Source organism: Methylobacterium tarhaniae, assembly GCF_001043955.1.
In the GTDB taxonomy this organism is placed as follows: Bacteria; Pseudomonadota; Alphaproteobacteria; order Rhizobiales; family Beijerinckiaceae; genus Methylobacterium; species Methylobacterium tarhaniae.
Window position 1 is genome coordinate 23,832 of the sequence record NZ_LABZ01000056.1, and the last position, 17,013, is coordinate 40,844.

The 17,013-nt window shown below is 69.9% G+C and carries 20 protein-coding genes; 18 read left to right on the forward strand and 2 right to left on the reverse strand.

Annotation, left to right across the window (positions count from 1 at the left end; all coding sequences use genetic code 11):
• The first annotated feature begins 8 nt into the window (after window positions 1-8).
• The 13 genes from moxJ to VQ03_RS09235 all read left to right on the forward strand — a co-directional run bounded on the left by moxJ (window position 9) and on the right by VQ03_RS09235 (window position 10,150).
• Window positions 9-908, forward strand: a complete 900-nt coding sequence (moxJ, locus tag VQ03_RS09175) for a methanol oxidation system protein MoxJ (RefSeq protein ID WP_048450571.1) — start codon at window positions 9-11, stop codon at window positions 906-908.
• Window positions 909-972: 64 nt separating this feature from the next.
• A complete protein-coding gene (gene moxG / locus VQ03_RS09180; RefSeq protein WP_048450572.1) occupies window positions 973-1,569 on the forward strand; it encodes a cytochrome c(L), periplasmic in 597 nt (198 codons plus the stop codon).
• A gap of 110 nt (window positions 1,570-1,679) precedes the next feature.
• Window positions 1,680-1,970, forward strand: coding sequence for a methanol dehydrogenase [cytochrome c] subunit (locus tag VQ03_RS09185; RefSeq protein ID WP_048450573.1), 291 nt, complete (start codon window positions 1,680-1,682; stop codon window positions 1,968-1,970).
• A 74-nt stretch (window positions 1,971-2,044) separates the two neighbouring features.
• A complete protein-coding gene (locus VQ03_RS09190) occupies window positions 2,045-3,094 on the forward strand; it encodes an AAA family ATPase (protein ID WP_048450574.1) in 1,050 nt (349 codons plus the stop codon).
• Window positions 3,091-3,933 carry a DUF58 domain-containing protein gene (locus VQ03_RS09195; RefSeq protein ID WP_048450575.1) on the forward strand — a complete coding sequence of 281 codons (843 nt, stop codon included), beginning with the start codon at window positions 3,091-3,093 and terminating at the stop codon, window positions 3,931-3,933. The genes VQ03_RS09190 and VQ03_RS09195 overlap by 4 nt, the downstream gene beginning before the upstream one ends.
• Window positions 3,930-4,934: a nonribosomal peptide synthetase MxaA gene (locus VQ03_RS09200; protein WP_245292015.1), complete on the forward strand. Its 1,005-nt coding sequence runs from the start codon at window positions 3,930-3,932 to the stop codon at window positions 4,932-4,934. The genes VQ03_RS09195 and VQ03_RS09200 overlap by 4 nt, the downstream gene beginning before the upstream one ends.
• Window positions 4,931-5,989 (forward strand): vWA domain-containing protein, encoded by a 1,059-nt coding sequence (locus tag VQ03_RS09205; RefSeq protein ID WP_245292016.1) that lies wholly within the window; start codon window positions 4,931-4,933, stop codon window positions 5,987-5,989. Before VQ03_RS09200 ends, VQ03_RS09205 begins: the two co-directional genes overlap by 4 nt.
• Entirely contained in the window at window positions 5,986-6,585 is a 600-nt protein-coding gene (locus VQ03_RS09210; protein ID WP_048450576.1) for a hypothetical protein, read from the forward strand. Before VQ03_RS09205 ends, VQ03_RS09210 begins: the two co-directional genes overlap by 4 nt.
• Complete coding sequence (locus VQ03_RS09215; RefSeq protein ID WP_048450577.1) at window positions 6,582-7,577, forward strand: vWA domain-containing protein; 996 nt, start codon at window positions 6,582-6,584, stop codon at window positions 7,575-7,577. Before VQ03_RS09210 ends, VQ03_RS09215 begins: the two co-directional genes overlap by 4 nt.
• 63 nt (window positions 7,578-7,640) lie before the next feature.
• Window positions 7,641-8,147, forward strand: coding sequence for an SRPBCC family protein (locus VQ03_RS09220; RefSeq protein ID WP_048450593.1), 507 nt, complete (start codon window positions 7,641-7,643; stop codon window positions 8,145-8,147).
• Window positions 8,144-9,082 carry a YncE family protein gene (locus tag VQ03_RS09225; protein ID WP_048450578.1) on the forward strand — a complete coding sequence of 313 codons (939 nt, stop codon included), beginning with the start codon at window positions 8,144-8,146 and terminating at the stop codon, window positions 9,080-9,082. The genes VQ03_RS09220 and VQ03_RS09225 overlap by 4 nt, the downstream gene beginning before the upstream one ends.
• Window positions 9,079-9,636, forward strand: a complete 558-nt coding sequence (locus VQ03_RS09230) for a hypothetical protein (protein WP_048450579.1) — start codon at window positions 9,079-9,081, stop codon at window positions 9,634-9,636. The genes VQ03_RS09225 and VQ03_RS09230 overlap by 4 nt, the downstream gene beginning before the upstream one ends.
• 160 nt (window positions 9,637-9,796) lie before the next feature.
• Entirely contained in the window at window positions 9,797-10,150 is a 354-nt protein-coding gene (locus tag VQ03_RS09235; protein ID WP_053078470.1) for a hypothetical protein, read from the forward strand.
• A 13-nt stretch (window positions 10,151-10,163) separates the two neighbouring features.
• Here the strand turns inward: VQ03_RS09235 and VQ03_RS09240 are convergent, their stop codons facing one another.
• Window positions 10,164-10,970: a trypsin-like peptidase domain-containing protein gene (locus VQ03_RS09240; protein WP_048450595.1), complete on the reverse strand. Its 807-nt coding sequence runs from the start codon at window positions 10,968-10,970 to the stop codon at window positions 10,164-10,166.
• Window positions 10,971-11,378: 408 nt separating this feature from the next.
• Between VQ03_RS09240 and VQ03_RS09245 the strand changes: the two genes are divergently transcribed.
• Window positions 11,379-12,623 carry an NAD(P)/FAD-dependent oxidoreductase gene (locus VQ03_RS09245; protein ID WP_048450580.1) on the forward strand — a complete coding sequence of 415 codons (1,245 nt, stop codon included), beginning with the start codon at window positions 11,379-11,381 and terminating at the stop codon, window positions 12,621-12,623.
• A 19-nt stretch (window positions 12,624-12,642) separates the two neighbouring features.
• On the opposite strand, the gene VQ03_RS09250 is transcribed toward VQ03_RS09245, so the two are convergent.
• Window positions 12,643-13,188 (reverse strand): MarR family winged helix-turn-helix transcriptional regulator, encoded by a 546-nt coding sequence (locus VQ03_RS09250; protein ID WP_048450581.1) that lies wholly within the window; start codon window positions 13,186-13,188, stop codon window positions 12,643-12,645.
• 148 nt (window positions 13,189-13,336) lie between these two features.
• Between VQ03_RS09250 and VQ03_RS09255 the strand changes: the two genes are divergently transcribed.
• From VQ03_RS09255 to tnpA, 4 genes are all read left to right on the forward strand, one after another.
• Window positions 13,337-14,590 carry a cytochrome P450 gene (locus VQ03_RS09255; RefSeq protein WP_083467878.1) on the forward strand — a complete coding sequence of 418 codons (1,254 nt, stop codon included), beginning with the start codon at window positions 13,337-13,339 and terminating at the stop codon, window positions 14,588-14,590.
• A 14-nt stretch (window positions 14,591-14,604) separates the two neighbouring features.
• Window positions 14,605-14,928, forward strand: a complete 324-nt coding sequence (locus VQ03_RS09260) for a 2Fe-2S iron-sulfur cluster-binding protein (RefSeq protein ID WP_048450582.1) — start codon at window positions 14,605-14,607, stop codon at window positions 14,926-14,928.
• Window positions 14,929-14,970: 42 nt separating this feature from the next.
• Complete coding sequence (locus VQ03_RS09265) at window positions 14,971-16,179, forward strand: ABC transporter substrate-binding protein (RefSeq protein ID WP_425350045.1); 1,209 nt, start codon at window positions 14,971-14,973, stop codon at window positions 16,177-16,179.
• A gap of 212 nt (window positions 16,180-16,391) precedes the next feature.
• Window positions 16,392-16,823: an IS200/IS605 family transposase gene (gene tnpA, locus VQ03_RS09270; protein WP_048450584.1), complete on the forward strand. Its 432-nt coding sequence runs from the start codon at window positions 16,392-16,394 to the stop codon at window positions 16,821-16,823.
• Window positions 16,824-17,013: the final 190 nt, after the last annotated feature.

Sequence of the window (17,013 nt, forward strand, 5' to 3'; positions counted from 1 at the left end):
ATCCGATCATGTTGAGATCGCTCGGACATCTGCGCCGGTTCCTCCTGGGCGCGACGCTCGCCACCGCCGGCCTCGCCACCCCGGCCCTCGCCCAGACGATCACGCAAGCCCCGCCCGCGCAGGCCACGCCCGCTCCCACGCCGCCCGACGGCAGCGTCCTACGAGTCTGCGCCTCCGCCTCGCAGCCGCCGCTCTCGCTCAAGGACGGCAGCGGCCTCGAGAACCGCATCGCGGCTGCCGCCGCCGAGGCGATGGGGCGCAAGGTGCAGTTCGTGTGGTCGGACAAGCCCGCGATCTACCTGGTGCGCGACTTCCTCGACAAGAAACTGTGCGACGTCGTCGTCGGTCTCGATACCGGCGACCCGCGGGTGCTGACGACGAAGCCCTATTACCGCAGCGGCTACGTCTTCGTGACCCGGGCGCAGGACGGGCTCGATCTCACCTCCTGGTCCGACCCGCGCCTCAAGGCGGTGAACCACGTCGCGGTGCCGTTCGGCTCGCCGAGCGAGGCAATGCTGAAGAACATCGGCCGCTACGAGGAGGACATGGCCTACCTCTATTCGCTGGTGAACTTCCGCTCGCCGCGCAACCAGTACACCCAGATCGATCCGGCCCGCCTCGTCGGCGAGGTCGCGAGCGGCAAGGCCGACGTCGCCGCGCCCTTCGCCCCGGACGTCGCCCGCTTCGTCAAGGCGTCGACCGTGCCGTTGCGCATGACCCTGGTGGCGGACGACGCCGCCCGCAGCGACGGCCAGAAGGTCGCGATGCGCTTCGACCAGTCGATGGGCGTGCGCCGCGGCGACGAGGCTCTGCTCGCCGCTCTCGACCAGGCCCTCGTCAAGGCCCGCCCGGCGATCGAGGCGATCCTGAAGGACGAAGGCGTGCCGACGGTGCCGACCGGCTCCTGAGCCTTTCCCCGCATCCCATCCTGCGGACCGCCGGGCGCGGTCCCCCGACTTGAAGCGAGCGTTCATGATCCAGCGTAGGACCGCCCTCGGCGCCAGCCTCGGGCTCGTCATCCTCATTGCCGGCCTCGGCGCCCTGCCGCGCGCCACCACGGCGCAGAGCAGTGCCGTCGACCTGCGCAACGTCGTCACCGGCGAGAAGCTCGACCTCAGCGACGTGCTGCCGGAGGGCAAGGACACGCCCGGGGTGAAGCAGTTCCTGGCCACCGGCCACAACCCCTACATCACCGATGCGAGCTGCCTGAAGAAGGGCGAGCAGACCTTCCTCGCCGCCTGCTCCGGCTGCCACGGCCATATCGGCGAGGGCAAGATCGGCCCCGGCCTCAACGACAATTACTGGACATACCCGCAGAACACGACCGATGCCGGCCTGTTCTCGACGGTGTTCGGCGGCGCCAACGGCCAGATGGGGCCGCACAACGAGAGCCTGACCCTCGACGACATTCTCCAGGTCATCGCCTGGGTCCGTCACCTCTATACGGGGCCGGTCAGCGACGCCGAGTGGCTGAACGACGAGCAGAAGAAGAAATACACCCCTTACAAGCTCGGCGAGACCTTCCCCGACAATCCGCCCGGGATGTGCGCCGGCAACGGCAAGTCCTGACGGTCCCCGATCCCGGGCTGCCGCACGGCCCGGGATGCCATGGCCGGAGGTGCTCTCCGCTCCGGCCCAGAACCGCCCGCCATCAACCATAATCCGACAGGAGGAACACGATGCGCCTGATTCTCGCCGCCGCGACCGTCGCGCTGCTCGCCACGGCCGCTGCGCCCGCGCTCGCCTATGACGGCACCAAGTGCAAGGCGCCGGGCGATTGCTGGGAGCCCAAGCCCGGCTTCCCCGCCAAGATCGCCGGGACGAAGTACGATCCCAAGCACGACTCCAAGGAGCTGAACAAGCAATTCGCCTCCATCCAGGCGATGGAGGAGCGCAACAAGAAGCGCGTCGAGAATTTCAAGAAGACCGGCAAGTGGGAATACGACGTCAACAAGATCGCGGCGCAGTAGATCTCCATCCGCGCGGCGCCGTCGCGCGCCGCGCTCCCCCGTGCCTTGCGACAAACCCGGAATCGTCGATCCGCATGAACTCAATCCGGCCGGCCGATGCGGCCCCGACCGACTGGCGACAAATCGCCGACTGGCGCCAAGTCGCCCTGCGCTTCGAGGCGGAGATCGCCAAGGCGGTGATCGGCCAGGACCGGGTGATCCGGCTCGTCACCATCGCGATCTTCGCCCGCGGCCATGTGCTGCTCGAAGGCGATGTCGGGGTCGGCAAGACCACCCTGCTGCGAGCGGTGGCCCGGGCGCTCGGCGGCGCCTACGAGCGCGTCGAGGGCACGGTCGACATGATGCCGGCCGACCTGATCTACCACACCTACCTCGCCGAGGACGGACGACCGCGGATCGAGCCCGGCCCGGTGCTGCGCCGGTCCGAGGACCTCTCGGTGTTCTTCTTCAACGAGATCAACCGGGCACGGCCCCAGGTCCATTCCCTGCTCCTGCGCCTGATGGCCGAGCGCAGCGTCTCCGCCTTCAACCGCGAGTACCGGTTCCCGCATCTCCAGGTTTTCGCCGACCGCAACCGCGTCGAGCGCGAGGAGACCTTCGAATTGCCGGCCGCGGCCCGCGACCGGTTCCTGATGGAGATCGGCATGGAGGCGCCGACCGACCCGGTCTTGCGCCGGCGCCTCGCCTTCGATCCGCTCTTCCACGACACCGACGCGCTGATCGCCGGGATCGCTCCGGACGTGATCGACCAGGCGTCGGTCGTCGGCATCGCGGCGGCGCTCCAGCACGGAATCCATGCGAGCCCGGCCCTGGAGGACTACGTCGTCCGGTTGTGGGCGGCGATCCGGGATCCGGCGCAGGCCGGCATCGCCCTGCCGGACGTCGCCATGGATGCCCTGGTCCAGGGCGGGGCGAGCCCGCGCGGAATCGCCTTCCTGATCCGTGCCGCCCGGGTCCGGGCCTGGCTCGAGGGCCGCGACATGCTGCTGCCCGAGGACCTGCGCGCCGTCTTCGCCGAGACGATGGCACACCGGATCTTCCTCGAACCGGTCTACGAGATGCGGCGGGAGAGCATCGTGCCGGCCCTGTGCCGGGCGGTTCTGGACACGGTGCCGGCACCGTGACCGGGGACATCCTCTACCGCCTGCGCGGCCCCGCCGCCGGTCCGGGCCCCGGCGCCCACCGCTCGCGCGACACCGGCGGCCTCGGCGTCTTTCGCGATCAGGTGCCGTTCTGGCGCCACCCCGATGCCCGCCGCATCGACCTGCGGGCGACCCTGCGCGACCCGTTCGAGGGAACGGTGGTGCGCCGGTTCGAGCAGCGCCGGGCCCTCGAAGTCTGGGCGCTCGTCGACCTCTCGGCCTCGATGCGCTTTCGCGGCGCGGGCGCGGCCTGGGATCTGGTGACGGAACTCTGCATCGCGCTCGCCCGCTCGGCGACCCGGATCGGGGACGCCTTCGGGCTCGTCGGCTGCGGTGCCGGGCCGGACCTGATGCTGCCGGCCTCGCGTCGGCGCGGCACCGCCGACGTGGTCGCGGAAAGGCTTGCTGCGACCCGGCCTCAGGGGATGAGCGCCGACGGGCTCCTCGCTGCGGCCTCCTCCCTTGCGGGCCGACGCAAGCTCGTGGCGGTGGTCTCGGATTTCCGCCTGCCCGACGCGCTGACCGGCGCCTTGTTCGACCGGCTCCAGGGCCACGACGTCGTCCCGGTCGCGATCGAGGATGGCGCTCTCGACGAGGGCCTGCCGGCCTTCGGCCAGATCGAGCTGGAGGACCTGGAGGGCGGCGGGCGGCGGCGGGTGCTGATGCGACCGTCCTTGCGGACCCGCTGGCTCGCCCGCGAGGCCGAGCGACGGGACTCCCTGCGCCGCCTCGCCCTCCGGCACGGAAGGCCGCCCTATCGCCTCGCCGACCGCTTCGATGGCGACGATTTCTCCCGCCACCTGCTCGGGACCGCCGCATGAGGACGCGCGCGATCAAGCGGCCACGGGTCGCGCGGAAGATCCGAGTCGCGCAGGAGAGCCGGGTCGTGGTGATGGCCGGGATTCTGTCCGCTTGCCTGCCTTTGCCGGCCGAGGCTCAGATCGGGTCGGTGGTGGTGCGCTCTCCGCGGCCGTTCGGGCTCTTCGTCGGCGACCGCTTCGACGCTAAGGTCGAGATCGAGGCCGCGGACGGCTTCGCGCCGCAAGCCGCCTCGCTGCCGAAGCCGGGGCCGCTGACCTACTGGCTCGACCTGACCGCAGTCTCGGTCGCGCCCGGGCCGGCGCGGGACGGTCACCGGCTCTGGCGCCTGTCGCTCACCTACCAGACCTTCTATGCCGCCCTCGACGTGCGGCGCCTCGACTTGCCGGCCTTCACCGTGACCTTCGCCAGCGAGGTTGCGCACGCGACGACCAGCGCCGTCGCCGAGGTGCCGGGCTGGCAAATCAGCGTCTCGCCCTTGCGGGAGATCCAGCCACCGCCGGTCGCCGATCCGGTCGAGTATCTCCGGCCCGAGAGCCCGAATCCCCGCCTTGATCCGGCTTTGCCGCGTGCGCTCGCCTGGGCCTTCGCGTCTTTCGGCCTCGCGGGCCTCTTAGCTCTCGCCCGCGACCGGGCCTGGTGGCCGTTCCGGCACCGGCCGGCCCGGGCCTTCGCGGCGGCGTGGCGGCAGGTGCGCCGGCAGGCCGCCCGCCCTGACGCAGAGGTCGCCTACCGCGAGGCGTTGCTGGCGCTGCATCGCGGCCTCGACCGCACGGACGGTCGGCGGGTGATGGGTGAGGATCTGGCAGCCTTCCTCGCCCGGCATCCCGCCTACGCCGCCCTGGCGCAACCGCTCGACCGCTTCTTCCGGGCCTCCCGGGAGGTCTTCTTCGGACGCGACCCCTCGGTGGCGCAGCGTACTTGTCCGTTCCCCGACCTCATGGCGACCGCACGCCGCCTTGCCGCGGCGGAGCGGGCGGCGAAGGCCGGAGGGCGGTCATGACCGCCGGCCTGATGGCTCTCGTCTCCCGCTTCGGGGTGACGGCCCCGGCCTGGCTGTGGCTGCTCCCCCTGGCGTTGATGCCGCTCGTCGCGTCGAGCCAGAAGCGCATCCCGGTGCCCTCCCTCGCCATGGTCCCGGCCGACGGGCTGTCGCGCCTCGTCGATGCGGTGCTGACGCTCGCCGGCATGGCGGCGATCGGGTTCCTGATCCTCGCCCTCGCCGGGCCGCACCTCGTCGGCGAAAGCCTGATGCGGACGGGGGAGGGGGCTCAGATCTCGCTCCTCATCGACCGCAGCGGCAGCATGAACGAGACCTTCGCGGGCAGGCAGCCGTCAGGGCCCGAGGAATCGAAGGCCGCCGCCTCGCGGCGGATCCTCGAAGGGTTCGTCGGCCGCCGGGCGCACGACCTCGTCGCGGTCTCGGCCTTCTCGACCTCGCCGATGGCGGTCTTGCCGATGACCGACCGCCACGACGCCGTGCGGGCGGCGATCCGGGCGATCGACCGGCCGGGCCTGGAGGCGACCAACGTCGCCCGCGGCCTCGGCCTGGCGCTGGCGCAGTTCGGCCCGGGCGCGCCGCAGGCCTCCCGGGTGCTGCTCCTGGTCTCGGACGGCGCCGCAATCATCGATCGGCGCGTCCAGCCGACCCTGCGAGAGGAATTCGCGAAGATCCGCCCGACCCTGTACTGGCTCTTCCTGCGCACGGCCGGCTCGCCGGGCCTCGGCGACCGGCCGGCCGGCGAGGACACGCCGCAGGCGGCACCCGAGCGCCATCTCGACCTGTTCTTCAAGAGCCTCGGCGTGCCCTACCGCGCCTTCGAGGCCGAGAGCGCGCAGGCGGTCGAGGAGGCAATCCGCGAGATCGACCGCCAGGAGCGCAAGCCTATCTCCTATACCGAGCGGCGTCCGCAGCGCGATCTCACCGGGTTCGCTTACGGCCTTGCCGCCCTGGCCATGGCACTGCTCCTCGCGGCCAAGCTCGCCGAGACCGACCTGGCGGTCCGAGCGTCCGCGTCCCGCCCGGCGGCCTCCCGCGAGACCAGGCGTGCCGCATGACCACCACTCGTCCCTCCCTCGCGCGCGTCCTGCAGCGGGCCTGGGGGCCCGTTCGCCCGGTGATGATCGTCACCCTGCCGCTCGCCGGCGCGGCGGGGGCGCTCGCCTGCGCCGGCCTTAGCTGGCGCGATGGGAACGCCAACCGCACCATCGCGGCGCTCGAGGCCGGCCAGGACCGCCCGGTCGCCGCCGATGCCGTGCCGGAAGTACTGCTGGCCCGCATCCGCTTCCTCGCCGCCCGCGAGCGCCTCGACGAGGCCGAGCCGCTGATCGCCGCCCTCGACGGCAGCGGCTCGCCGGCCTTGCGTGCGCTGGCGCAGATCGCGCTGGGCAACGCACGGCTGCGGCAGGCCTTCGGCAAGCTGGAAGCGGGCGACCTGGAGCCGGCCACGCCGCTCGTCGGACTCGCCCGGCAGGCCTATCGCCGCGCGCTGACGCTCCGCCCCGAGGCCTGGGATGCCAAGTTCAACCTCGACGTCGCCTCGCGCCTCGTGCGCGACTTCCCCGAGCGCGGGCGCGAGCAGGGCGAGGAGATGCCCGCCGACCCGAAAAAGATCTGGACCGACATCCCGGGCCAGCCGCGGGGGCTGCCGTGATCCCCGCTCCCCTCGCGCGGCTCCTCGGCCACACTCGCGGGCGGCTCCTTGCCGGGGCGCTCGTCCTCACGGCGCTGACCGGCGTCGCGCCCCACCTCGCCGTCACGGGGCAGCGCGTCGAGGCGCTGGTGGTGATCGACATCACCGGCAGCATGAACACCCGCGACGAGCGCCTCGACGGCAAGCCGGCGAGCCGGCTGGACAAGGCCAAAGCCGTCCTGCGGGGCCTCGCGGCGTCTCTCCCTTGCGGCTCGCGCCTCGGCCTCGGGCTGTTCGCCGAGCGGCGCACCTTCCTGCTGTTCGAGCCGATCGAGACCTGCGCCGATTTCGCCGCCCTCGACGGGGCCCTCGCGAATCTCGACTGGCGCATGGGCTGGGAGGGGGACAGCCGGGTCGCCGCGGGCCTGTTCCGGGCGATCGGGCTGGCCGGGGATCTCGGCAGCGACCTCGTCTTCGTCACCGACGGTCACGAGGCGCCGCCCCTGCCGGCCCGCGGCGGCCCCGCCTTCGAGGGCAAGCCGGGCGCAGTGCGCGGGCTGATCGTCGGCGCCGGCGGCCATACCCCGTCGCCGATCCCCCGCTACGACGATCGCGGCCGCGAGATCGGCTTCTACGGGGCGGAGGACGTGCCGCACGAGAACCGGTTCGGCCCGCCGCCGCCGGACGCGGACAAGCGCGAGGGCTACAACCCGCGCAACGCCCCCTTCGGGGCCGCCGCCGCTCCCGGCCAGGAGCACCTGTCCTCGGTCCGCGAAACCTATCTGCGCGGGCTCGCGGCCGAGACCGGCCTCGCCTATGCGCCCCTCGATGCGCCGGGGGGCCTCGCGGGCCCCCTCACGGCGGCGGCGACGCCGCGGACACGCCCGGTCCGGCTCGACCTGCGTCCTGTCCTCGGCGGAACGGCGCTCGCTGCCCTCCTGGTCCTGTTCGGTCTCCTGCCCTGGCACGTCCGCCTGCGCGAGACCGTCTCCCGCCTTGGTCACGGAGCGTAAAGCATGCGTCGGTTCCACGATTCCCTGTTCGGCGGCCTCCTCCCGGCGGCGCTGGGCATCGCCATGACGTTCGGTGCCGGGCCGAGTGCCCTTGCCCATGGGCCGACCCCGCAGAAGATCGAGGCCACGGTCACCATCGCGGCCCCGCCCGACAAGGTCTGGGCCGTCGCCGGCAAGTTCGCGGGGATCGCCGGCTGGAACCCCCTCGTCGCGAGCGGCAAGAGCCAGGGTGACGGCACGAAGAACGGCGACACCCGGACCCTGACGCTCAAGAACGGGGGCGTCCTGCACGAGAGCCTCGACGAGTACGACGCGGCCCGGCGAAGCTACTCCTACCGCCTCGACGATCCCGACCTGAAGGCCCTGCCGGTCTCGTCCTACTCGGCGACCTTGACGGTGACGCCCGAGGGGGCGGGCAGCAAGGTGGCGTGGTTCGGGCGCTTCTACCGCGGCGATACCGGCAACGAGCCGCCGGAGGAGTTGAGCGACGAGGCCGGCCGGGCGGCCATGAAGGCCTATTTCGAGGCGGGGCTCGCCGGGCTCAAGGCCAAGGTGGAGGGCGGCCCGTGAGGGCGCGTCTCCTCGCCGTCCTCCTCTCGCTGCCGGCCTTCGGGCCGGCCGGCCTCGCGGCCGAGATCTACGTCGCGAGCCAGGATGGCGGGGTGGTGTCGCGCATCGATCCCACGTCCCCTCGGGTGATCGCGACCATCCCGGTCGGTCCCGGTCCGGCGGGGCTCGCGGCGGGGCCGGGGGGACGGATCTACGTCACCCATCCCGACCACAAGGCGATCTCGGTGATCGACGGGCCTGCCGGGCGGGTGATCGCCCGCCTGGACCATCCCGGCTCTCCCTTCGGCATCGCCGCCGCGCCCGATGGATCCGCGCTCTATGTCGGCGACTGGCGGCGGGGCGAGGTGGTGCGGCGCGATCCCCGGACCGGCGAGGCCGCCGGCCCGGCCGTGCCGGTCCCCGATCCCGCCGGCCTCGTCCTCGATCCCCGGGGGGGCCGCCTCTACGTCGCCGACCGCGAGCACCGCCGGATCGTCGCGATTGACACGGCCGGGATGCGGATGATCGGCACCGCGCCTGCTGGCGAGGGTCCTTTCGCCGTGGCGCTGAGCCCCGACGGGAGCCGGCTCTACGTGGCGAACGTGCGCAGCAACGACCTCACGGTGATCGATGCCCGGACGCTTGCCCCGGTTGCCACCGTCCCGGTCGGAGCGATGCCCTACGGCGTCGCCGTGACGGTGGACGGGCGCACGGTCGTGGTGAGCCGCCAGCATGCCGGCAGCGTCGCCCTTTTGTCGGCCGACCGACTGGCGCCGGACGGCGAAGTCCCGGTCGGCCGCTATCCCGAGGGCGTGCTGGCTCTGGAGGATGGCCGCGTCGCCGTCGCCAACTGGTTCTCGGGCGATCTCTCCGTCGTCGATCCGCGGTCGCGCCGGGAGCTGGCGCGGCTGCCCCTGGCGGACGGCCCCCGCGGCCTCGCGGTCTCCCTCCGATGAGCCTCGGGTCGGCCGCCGTCAGGGGAGCCGCTTCCCTCGTCCTCGCGGTGCTGGCGGCGTGCGGCGACGAGCCGGCCCGGGACGAGGCCCATCACGAGGCTCCTGCCGCCATCGTCGCGCGCCGCGACGAAGGGGCCCGGTCCGACTGGCTGACACCGGACGACCGCACCGATCCCGCCCGCTGGCTCGCCGCCCGCACCACCGGGCGGACCCTGCCTCCGGGCGATGCGGCCGGGGCGAGCCTGCAGGCGGCCTTGCAGGAGGCCTTGCAAGAGGCCTTGGCGCGGGCCCGGTCGCACTTCATCGAGGATCCGCGCATGATCGCCAATCGCACGGCGCAGGTGGCCGGCATGATGCCGAACGCGCCGGCGCCGGACACGCTGATCGCCGGGCTGACGGCGGTCGCAGCCTCCACGGGGCGGCGGCAACTCTACGGCAGCCTATGTCAGCAATACGTGACCCTGCGGGCCGGCGGAGCCGACCATGACGCGGCCCTCGATCGCCTTCGGGAGAGTTACGCAGCGCAAAGCCCGAATGCGCCGACGGCCCGGTGAAGGCCCGGCCTGCCGGATGTCCGCCCGTCGCGCGCGCGGGAATGGTCGCGATCGGCCATCGTCTCGCCGTCGCGCGACGAGAAGCGGTGCCGCATCGGCTCCGCCAAGGTATCCGCCAAGACTTCCGCCAAGATATTTGCCACCACGCAAGGAGCCTGCCTTGATCCTCCATGCCATCTCGCTGTTCGCCCTTTTGCTCACGGCGGCCGAGGCCGCCGAGGGCCCGGGTCCAGCCGACAAGGCCGCGGTCAGCAACGACGCCGTCAAGCTCGCCGGTCTGGTCCGGTTCGTGGCCGAGTCCTGTCCCGGCACGAAGCCCGACTACGCTCGGTTCCGCGAGGTCGTGGAACGGCTCGGCACCGATCTCGCGGCTTTGTCCCACGGCGAGCCGCTGATCCGCTCTGCCGCCTACACCCAAGCCTACCAGAAGGATCCGGAGGCGAGCTGCCGCCGGGCGCAGGAGAGTTTCGGTCCGAACGGGACGGTGGTGCCGGGCCTGCTCGGTCCCGGCTGATCGGGCCGATCGGTCAGCGGGTGCGGCGGACCGCGTCGCGCAGGGCGTCCACGAGGGCGCCCTCGAGCAGCAGGGCCGCGCCGTAATGGAACTCGCCGTCGTAGGAACGGCGGGAATTCATCGACAGGGACGCGCTCTGCATCGCGATCAGGCTGCCTCCGGCATCGAATAGCCCGGAGCCGGATCCGCCATAGCCGTTGTTGCAATCGTGCCGGGCCTGCCGGATGCCGTCCTCGCCCGGCGGGTCGATCTGCCGGATGGTGCAGGCCTCGAGGCTGGTCGCGCTGCCGAAATTCTCGTGGCCGGCCGGGGAGACCATCGTCACCGCGATGGCCTCGTTTCCGGTTCGCAGCCCGGCCGGTGCCTCCGGGACCGGTTGCGCGGCCGCCGCCGTGACCGGCTCCTTGAGGTGGAGCAGCGCCCAATCGTCCGTGATGTGAAGCGCCTCCGCACCGGGCCGGACGCCGAGTTGCAGGCTATCCGGTTCGAAATCGTAGTTGCGGCCGGCGATCTGGAAGAAGCAATCGGCCACCGCGCGGGTGACCTCGAGCCGCCGGCTGCGAAAATTGTGGGCGTTGAGCATGACGACCCGCGGCCCGGCGATCAGCCAGGCGGCGGCGGCCCGCTTCGGCACGCCCGCGGCATCGCGGCAGAAGAGGACACCTGCACCCGGGAACTTGTCGAAATCCGCGCCGGTCATGGCCCGACGGCCATCCTGCGGATAGAGGGCGGCCAGCCGTCCATCGCCGGCCGCCGCCGTGCCGCATAGGGCAGTGCCGACGGCGACCGCCGCCAGGATGCGTCGTCCCGAGTGGGTCATGGCCGCGATCACCCCGAAATCCTGTGCCAAGAAATCCTGTGCCAAGATGCCTCGGCCCCGCTCATGCCTATGAAGAATGCGCGATGCCGATGCGTCAACCGGGAGCAGACTCCACGAAGGCCCAGCAAGCTTCTGGCCATCGTCGCGAGCCGTTTTCCTGATGGCCACACGTACAGCAGCAAACCTGATCCCGCCGCCGAGTGTTTTTCTCGGATCGCAGAGTTTCCTCTGGGCGGGCTACCGGCCGGCAAGCTGGGCACGATGGTCGTTCGAGGCACCTTGGGATGACGCCTTGCGTATGGTTGCCAGGGCAACAAAATGGTTGCCATAGCAACATAACCGTGCGAGCGTCAGGCATGAGAGCGTTCAATCGCCCACCACGGAGGAAACGATGCGCGGGGCTTGGCAATGAATGGGGGCCGCGACATCATCGTCGTCGGAGCCGGTCAGGCAGGTTTTCAGGCCGCCGCCTCGCTGCGTGAGGCTGGCTTCGACGGATCGCTCACGATCATCGGTGACGAGCCCGTCGCGCCCTACCAGCGTCCGCCCCTGTCGAAAGCCTACCTGGCGGGCAAGGCAACGGCCGGGACCCTGGCGCTGAGACCGGCGAGTTTCTACGCCGACCATCGCATCACGCTCAGGCTCGGCGAACAGGCCGCCCTTATCGATCGGCCCGTCCAGCAGCTCGAACTCACGTCGGGCGAGCGGCTTTGTTATGACCATCTCATCCTGGCGACGGGAGCCCGCAATCGTTCCCTGCCGGTTCCTGGGGCCGATCTCGCCGGTGTGCTCCAGCTTCGCACGCTGGCGGATGCCGAGGATGTCCAGCGGTATCTGGCTGGCGTCGAGAGCGTCGTCGTGGTGGGTGCCGGCTTCATCGGACTCGAATTCGCCGCGGTGGCCGCGGCGCGCGGGATTGCCGTCACGGTCGTCGAGTTCGCCGACCGGGTCATGTCGCGGGCGGTCTCCCGGCCGACCTCAGCCTTTTTTCGGGCTGCGCACGAGGCCGCCGGGATCCGGTTCGCCTTCGGCGTGGGCGTGGGGCGCATCACGGGGGCGGACGGGCACGTCACCGCGGTCGAGACGACCGACGGCCGCGCGTTCGCGGCGGATCTCGTGCTCGTCGGCATCGGTGTCGTGCCGAACGTGGAGCTCGCAGCGGAAGCGGGTTTGGCCGTCGCCGACGGCATCCTGGTCGACCAGGCCCTTCTCACGTCGGACCCGTCCATCTCGGCGATCGGCGACTGCGCCACGTTCCCGAACTCCTTCGCCGGGAATGCACCGACACGCATCGAATCGGTTCAGAACGCCGTCGACCAGGCTCGGTGTGTCGCTGCCCGTCTCACCGGACGGGCGGCATCCTACGCGGCCCTGCCCTGGTTCTGGAGCGACCAGGGCGGCTGGAAGCTGCAGATCGCCGGTCTGGCGAACCCGCACGATCTGACCGTGACGCGCGGCGACCCGGCACAGGGAGCGTTCTCGGTCTTCTGCTACCGGCAAGACCGCCTCGTCGGGGTCGAGTCGGTGAACAGGCCTGCCGACCACATGATCGCCCGGCGGCTCATCGCCGAGCGCCTGCCGCTGGTGCCCGATCAGGCGGCCGACCTCGCCCTCGACTTGCGGGCGCTGATCAGAACCGCCGCGGCTGCCTGAGCGGCCCGTCCCATCTCGCTCAGTCCCGACGCTCGCGCCGGGATGTCCCGGACACCGTCACGGCTGGCAGGTTCGCGTGCAGGCGGTTGAGAAGATCGATCAGGGTGTCCCGCTGCTCGGGCGTCAGGCAGGCCGTCAGACGTCGCTCGCGCTCCAGCGCCACGACGATGATCTCGTCGTGCAGCGATTCGCCCTGCGCTGTCAGGCGGATCAGGCGTCGGCGCGCGTCGGTCGGGTCCTCGTCGATGGCGACGAGATTCCGCTTCTCCATCGAGGCGATGGTCCGGCTCACCGGCCCCTTGTCGAACCCGATGACTTGGCAGATCCGCGCGGCCGAGATGCCGGGCTCGATGGCGAGCAGGGACATGATCCGCCACTCGGTGACGTTGACCCCGAAGCGGCTCTGGTAGGTGGTGCTGGCGCTGTGCGACAGCTTGTTGGCGACGAAGGTGAGGAGCGCCGGCACGTACCGCTCGAGGTCGAGCCGCAGCCCAGGCGTCACGTCTGCGGCCGGTGCCTGGTCGATCGCTCGACCAGCGGCGTGTCTTGCTCGACCCGATGGCATCGTCTCTCCGGCGCGCTGTCGATGCTCCATCTTATGTCTCGACGGATCGGCCGCGTCCAGGCGCACATCACCGTTCAATGGGGAGATTCGGGCCAATCTTTCGCGTTCTCTACATAGCAAAACAGCAATAAGACATGGAGGATCGTTCATGATCGAGCCGTCGCATATATCGAAATCTGCTGCTCCGCCGGCCGTCCTGCCGGTCGATGTCCATGGTACAGGCGCGGCAATCGTCGACGTCGACCCGTTCTCGATCGAGTTCTTCGAGGATCCGCACCGCATCCATGAGGCGTTGCGGGAGGCCGGACCGGTGGTGTGGCTGCCGCGCTGGGGCGTGCACGCAGTCGCGCGCTACGAGGAGGTGCGGGCCGTGCTGCACGATCCGGCGACCTTCTGCTCCGGCCGCGGCGTGGGCCTGAGCGACTTCGCGAAGGAGAAGCCCTGGCGGCCCCAAAGCCTGATCCTGGAGGCCGATCCGCCGGCCCATGGACGCACGCGCGCGGTGCTGAGCCGGGTCCTGTCGCCGGCGGTCATGAAGACCCTGCGCGAGCGGTTCCAGGCGGCCGCAAACCAGCTCGTCGACGAGCTCCTGGTACGCCGCGAGATCGATGCGGTCGCCGATCTCGCCGAGGCCTTCCCGCTCTCGGTCTTCCCGGAGGCGGTCGGCCTTCGCGAGGACGGGCGCGAGCACCTGCTGCCCTATGCGGGTCTCGCCTTCAACGCCTTCGGGCCGCCCAACGCATTGCGCCAACGAGCCTTCGAGACCGCGGCGCCCCACGTCGCATGGGTCATGGAGCAGTGCCAGCGCGAGAACCTGAAGCCCGGCGGCTTCGGCGCGGCGATCCACGCGGCCGCGGATACAGGTGCCATCACGCACGATGAGGCACCGCTCCTCGTGCGCTCGCTGTTGACGGCGGGCCTCGACACGACGGTGAACAGCATCGGTGCCGCGATCTACTGCCTGGCTCGCTTCCCCGATGCCTGGGCCGCGTTGCGGGCCGATCCGACCCTCGCCCGCGCGGCCTTCGAGGAGGCCGTGCGGTTCGAGAGCCCGGTCCAGACCTTCTTCCGCACCACGACCCGGCCGGTCGAGATCGGCGGAGTGCATCTCGACGAGGGCTCCAAGGTCCTGATGTTCCTGGGTGCCGCCAACCGCGACCCGCGCCGCTGGAGCGACCCCGGCCGCTACGACCCGACCCGCTCGACGGTCGGCCATGTCGGCTTCGGGTCCGGCATCCACATGTGCGTCGGCCAGCTGCTCGGCCGCCTCGAAGGCGAGGTGATCCTGTCGGCGCTCGCCGCGAAGGTCGGCGCGATCGCGATCACCGGACCGGTCGTGCGCCGGTACAACAACACCCTGCGCGGGCTCGAGCGCCTGCCCGTCACCCTGACGGCCGCCTGAAGGACGACCATGCCATGCCGACCATCACCTTCATCCGCCCGGACGGCGCGCAGCGGGAGCTTACCATAGCAGAGGGCACGAGCCTGATGCAGGCCGCGACCCATCACGGCCTCGACGGGATCGTGGCCGAGTGCGGCGGCAACGCGATGTGCGCCACCTGCCACGTCTACGTCGAGGATGCCTGGTCCGAGCGCCTGCCGCCCCTGTCCGAGGACGAGGACGCCCTGCTCGACGGCGCTGCCGCCGAGCGCCTGCCGACGAGCCGGCTGTCCTGCCAGATCATCGCAACCGCCGCCCTCGACGGACTGGTGGTCCGTCTGCCCGACCGGCAGGTCTGAGCGGCGGGAAACATCAATGTCAAAGGGAGGACAACGATGCGTATGATGATGCGGGCCATGCTGCTCGCGACGACATTGCTCGCAGGGGGGGCAGCAAAGGCGGAGGTCTCCGACGGGGTAGTCCGGATCGGCGTGCTGACCGACATGTCGGGGCCGTTCCAGGACACCAACGGCCAGGGCTCGGTCGAGGCCGCCCGCATGGCGGCCGAGGACTTCGCCGGCGGGGGCAAGGGGATCCGGGTCGAGATCGTCGGGGCGGATCACCAGAACAAGGCGGATGTCGGTTCGTCCATCACCCGCAAGTGGCTCGACGTCGAGAAGGTCGACGCGGTGGTCGACGTGCCGAACTCCTCGGTGGGATTGGCCGTCAACGCGCTCCTGCGCGACACCCGGATGGCGTTCCTGGCTTCGGCCACCGCCACCTCGGACCTCACCGGCAAGGCCTGCTCGCCCAACACCGTGCAGTGGGTCAACGATGCCTGGGCGACCGGCAACACCACCGCCGCCGCCATGATGAAGCGCGGCGGCACGTCTTGGTACTTCCTGACCGTGAACTACGCGCTCGGCCAGGGTATCGAGGCGGAAGCGAGCGCGTATGTCACCCGCCATGGCGGCACCGTGAAGGGGGCCAGTCGTCACCCGCTCGGCACGGCGGACTTCTCGTCCCTGCTGCTGCAGGCGCAGAGTTCGGGCGCAAAGGTCGTCGGGCTCGCCAATGCGGGTGCTGATGCGATCAATATCGTCAAGCAGGCCAATGAGTTCGGTCTGACGCAGAGCGGTCAGTCGCTGGTAGCGTTCCTTGTTTTCATCAACGACGTGCACGCCATGGGTCTGAAGGACGCACAGGGCCTTCTGCTGACCGAGTCGTTCTACTGGGATATGAGCGACGAGACCCGAACCTTCGCCAAGCGTTTTGCCGCGCGGCCAGGTCAGGCCGGCAAGGTACCGAGCGGCAACCAGGCCGGCGTTTACTCGGCCACACTCGCCTATCTCGACGCTGTGGCGCGCACCGACAGCGACGACGCGCGAACCGTGGTAGCGGAGATGAAGCGCAAAGGCCCGCGCGACCGGCTGTTCGGCGATCTCACCGTGCGTCCGGACGGGCGGGCGATCCACCCGATCTACCTGTTCGAGGTCAAGAAGCCGGCAGAGTCGAGGGGGCCATATGACTACTACAAGCTCGTCGACACGATCCCAGCGGAGCAAGCGTTCCGGCCACTTGCCGATGGCGGATGCCTCCTGGTGAAGTGATCAATTAAATTATCCGCCGATTTGAGTCATGATCGGCGGATTCCATTAAAATGAATGATTGTTTATAACTAAGATATGAAATCTAAATTTTATTAAAAATAGGAAGACTCCCGGCTTTGCCGGGGTGGCAGTAGCAGCTTGACGTTTCCTGGAGTGTCCATCGAAGAAGCTTCCCTTTGTGAGCCGCCAAGCACACAACGGAAATTTCAACGATGACCGAGTCCCAATTTCTAAACCACTCAAAGTGCGATTGCAAATATCACGTCGTTTTCATGCCCAAACGACGGCGAAAGGTGCTCTACGGGCAGTTGCGCCAGCATCTCGGGGCTGTCTTTCGCACTCTGGTTCAACAAAAAGAAAGCCGGATCGCGGAAGGGCACCTGATGCGCGACCACGTGCATATGATGACCGCGATCCCACCCAAATATGCCGCCCCCCAGGTCGTCGGCTTCATCAAAGGCAAGAGTGCCATCCGCGTCGCCAGGGTGTATGGCGAGCGCAGACGGAATTTCATAGTTCAGCACTTCTGGGCCAGAAGCTTCTATGTTCCCATAGTCGGTCGTGATGAGGCAACGATCCGGGCCGACATCAGGCAGCAGGAGCAGGAAGAGGAGTGCTTGGAGCAGTTGAACCTCTGGCGCTGAACGCCACCAACAGGTGACTTATTATACCGGGGCCGCGTTAGCGTTCCCTCCTGCCGCTTTGAGCGGCTCACATCATAAGGACCCCGACCTTGCCGGGGATATTTACTATAGTATTGTAACTATGATTGATGCCCGTGTCTCAGAATCATCGAACGTCCGGGAATTGGAATAAGAGCGCCTAACAGAACGG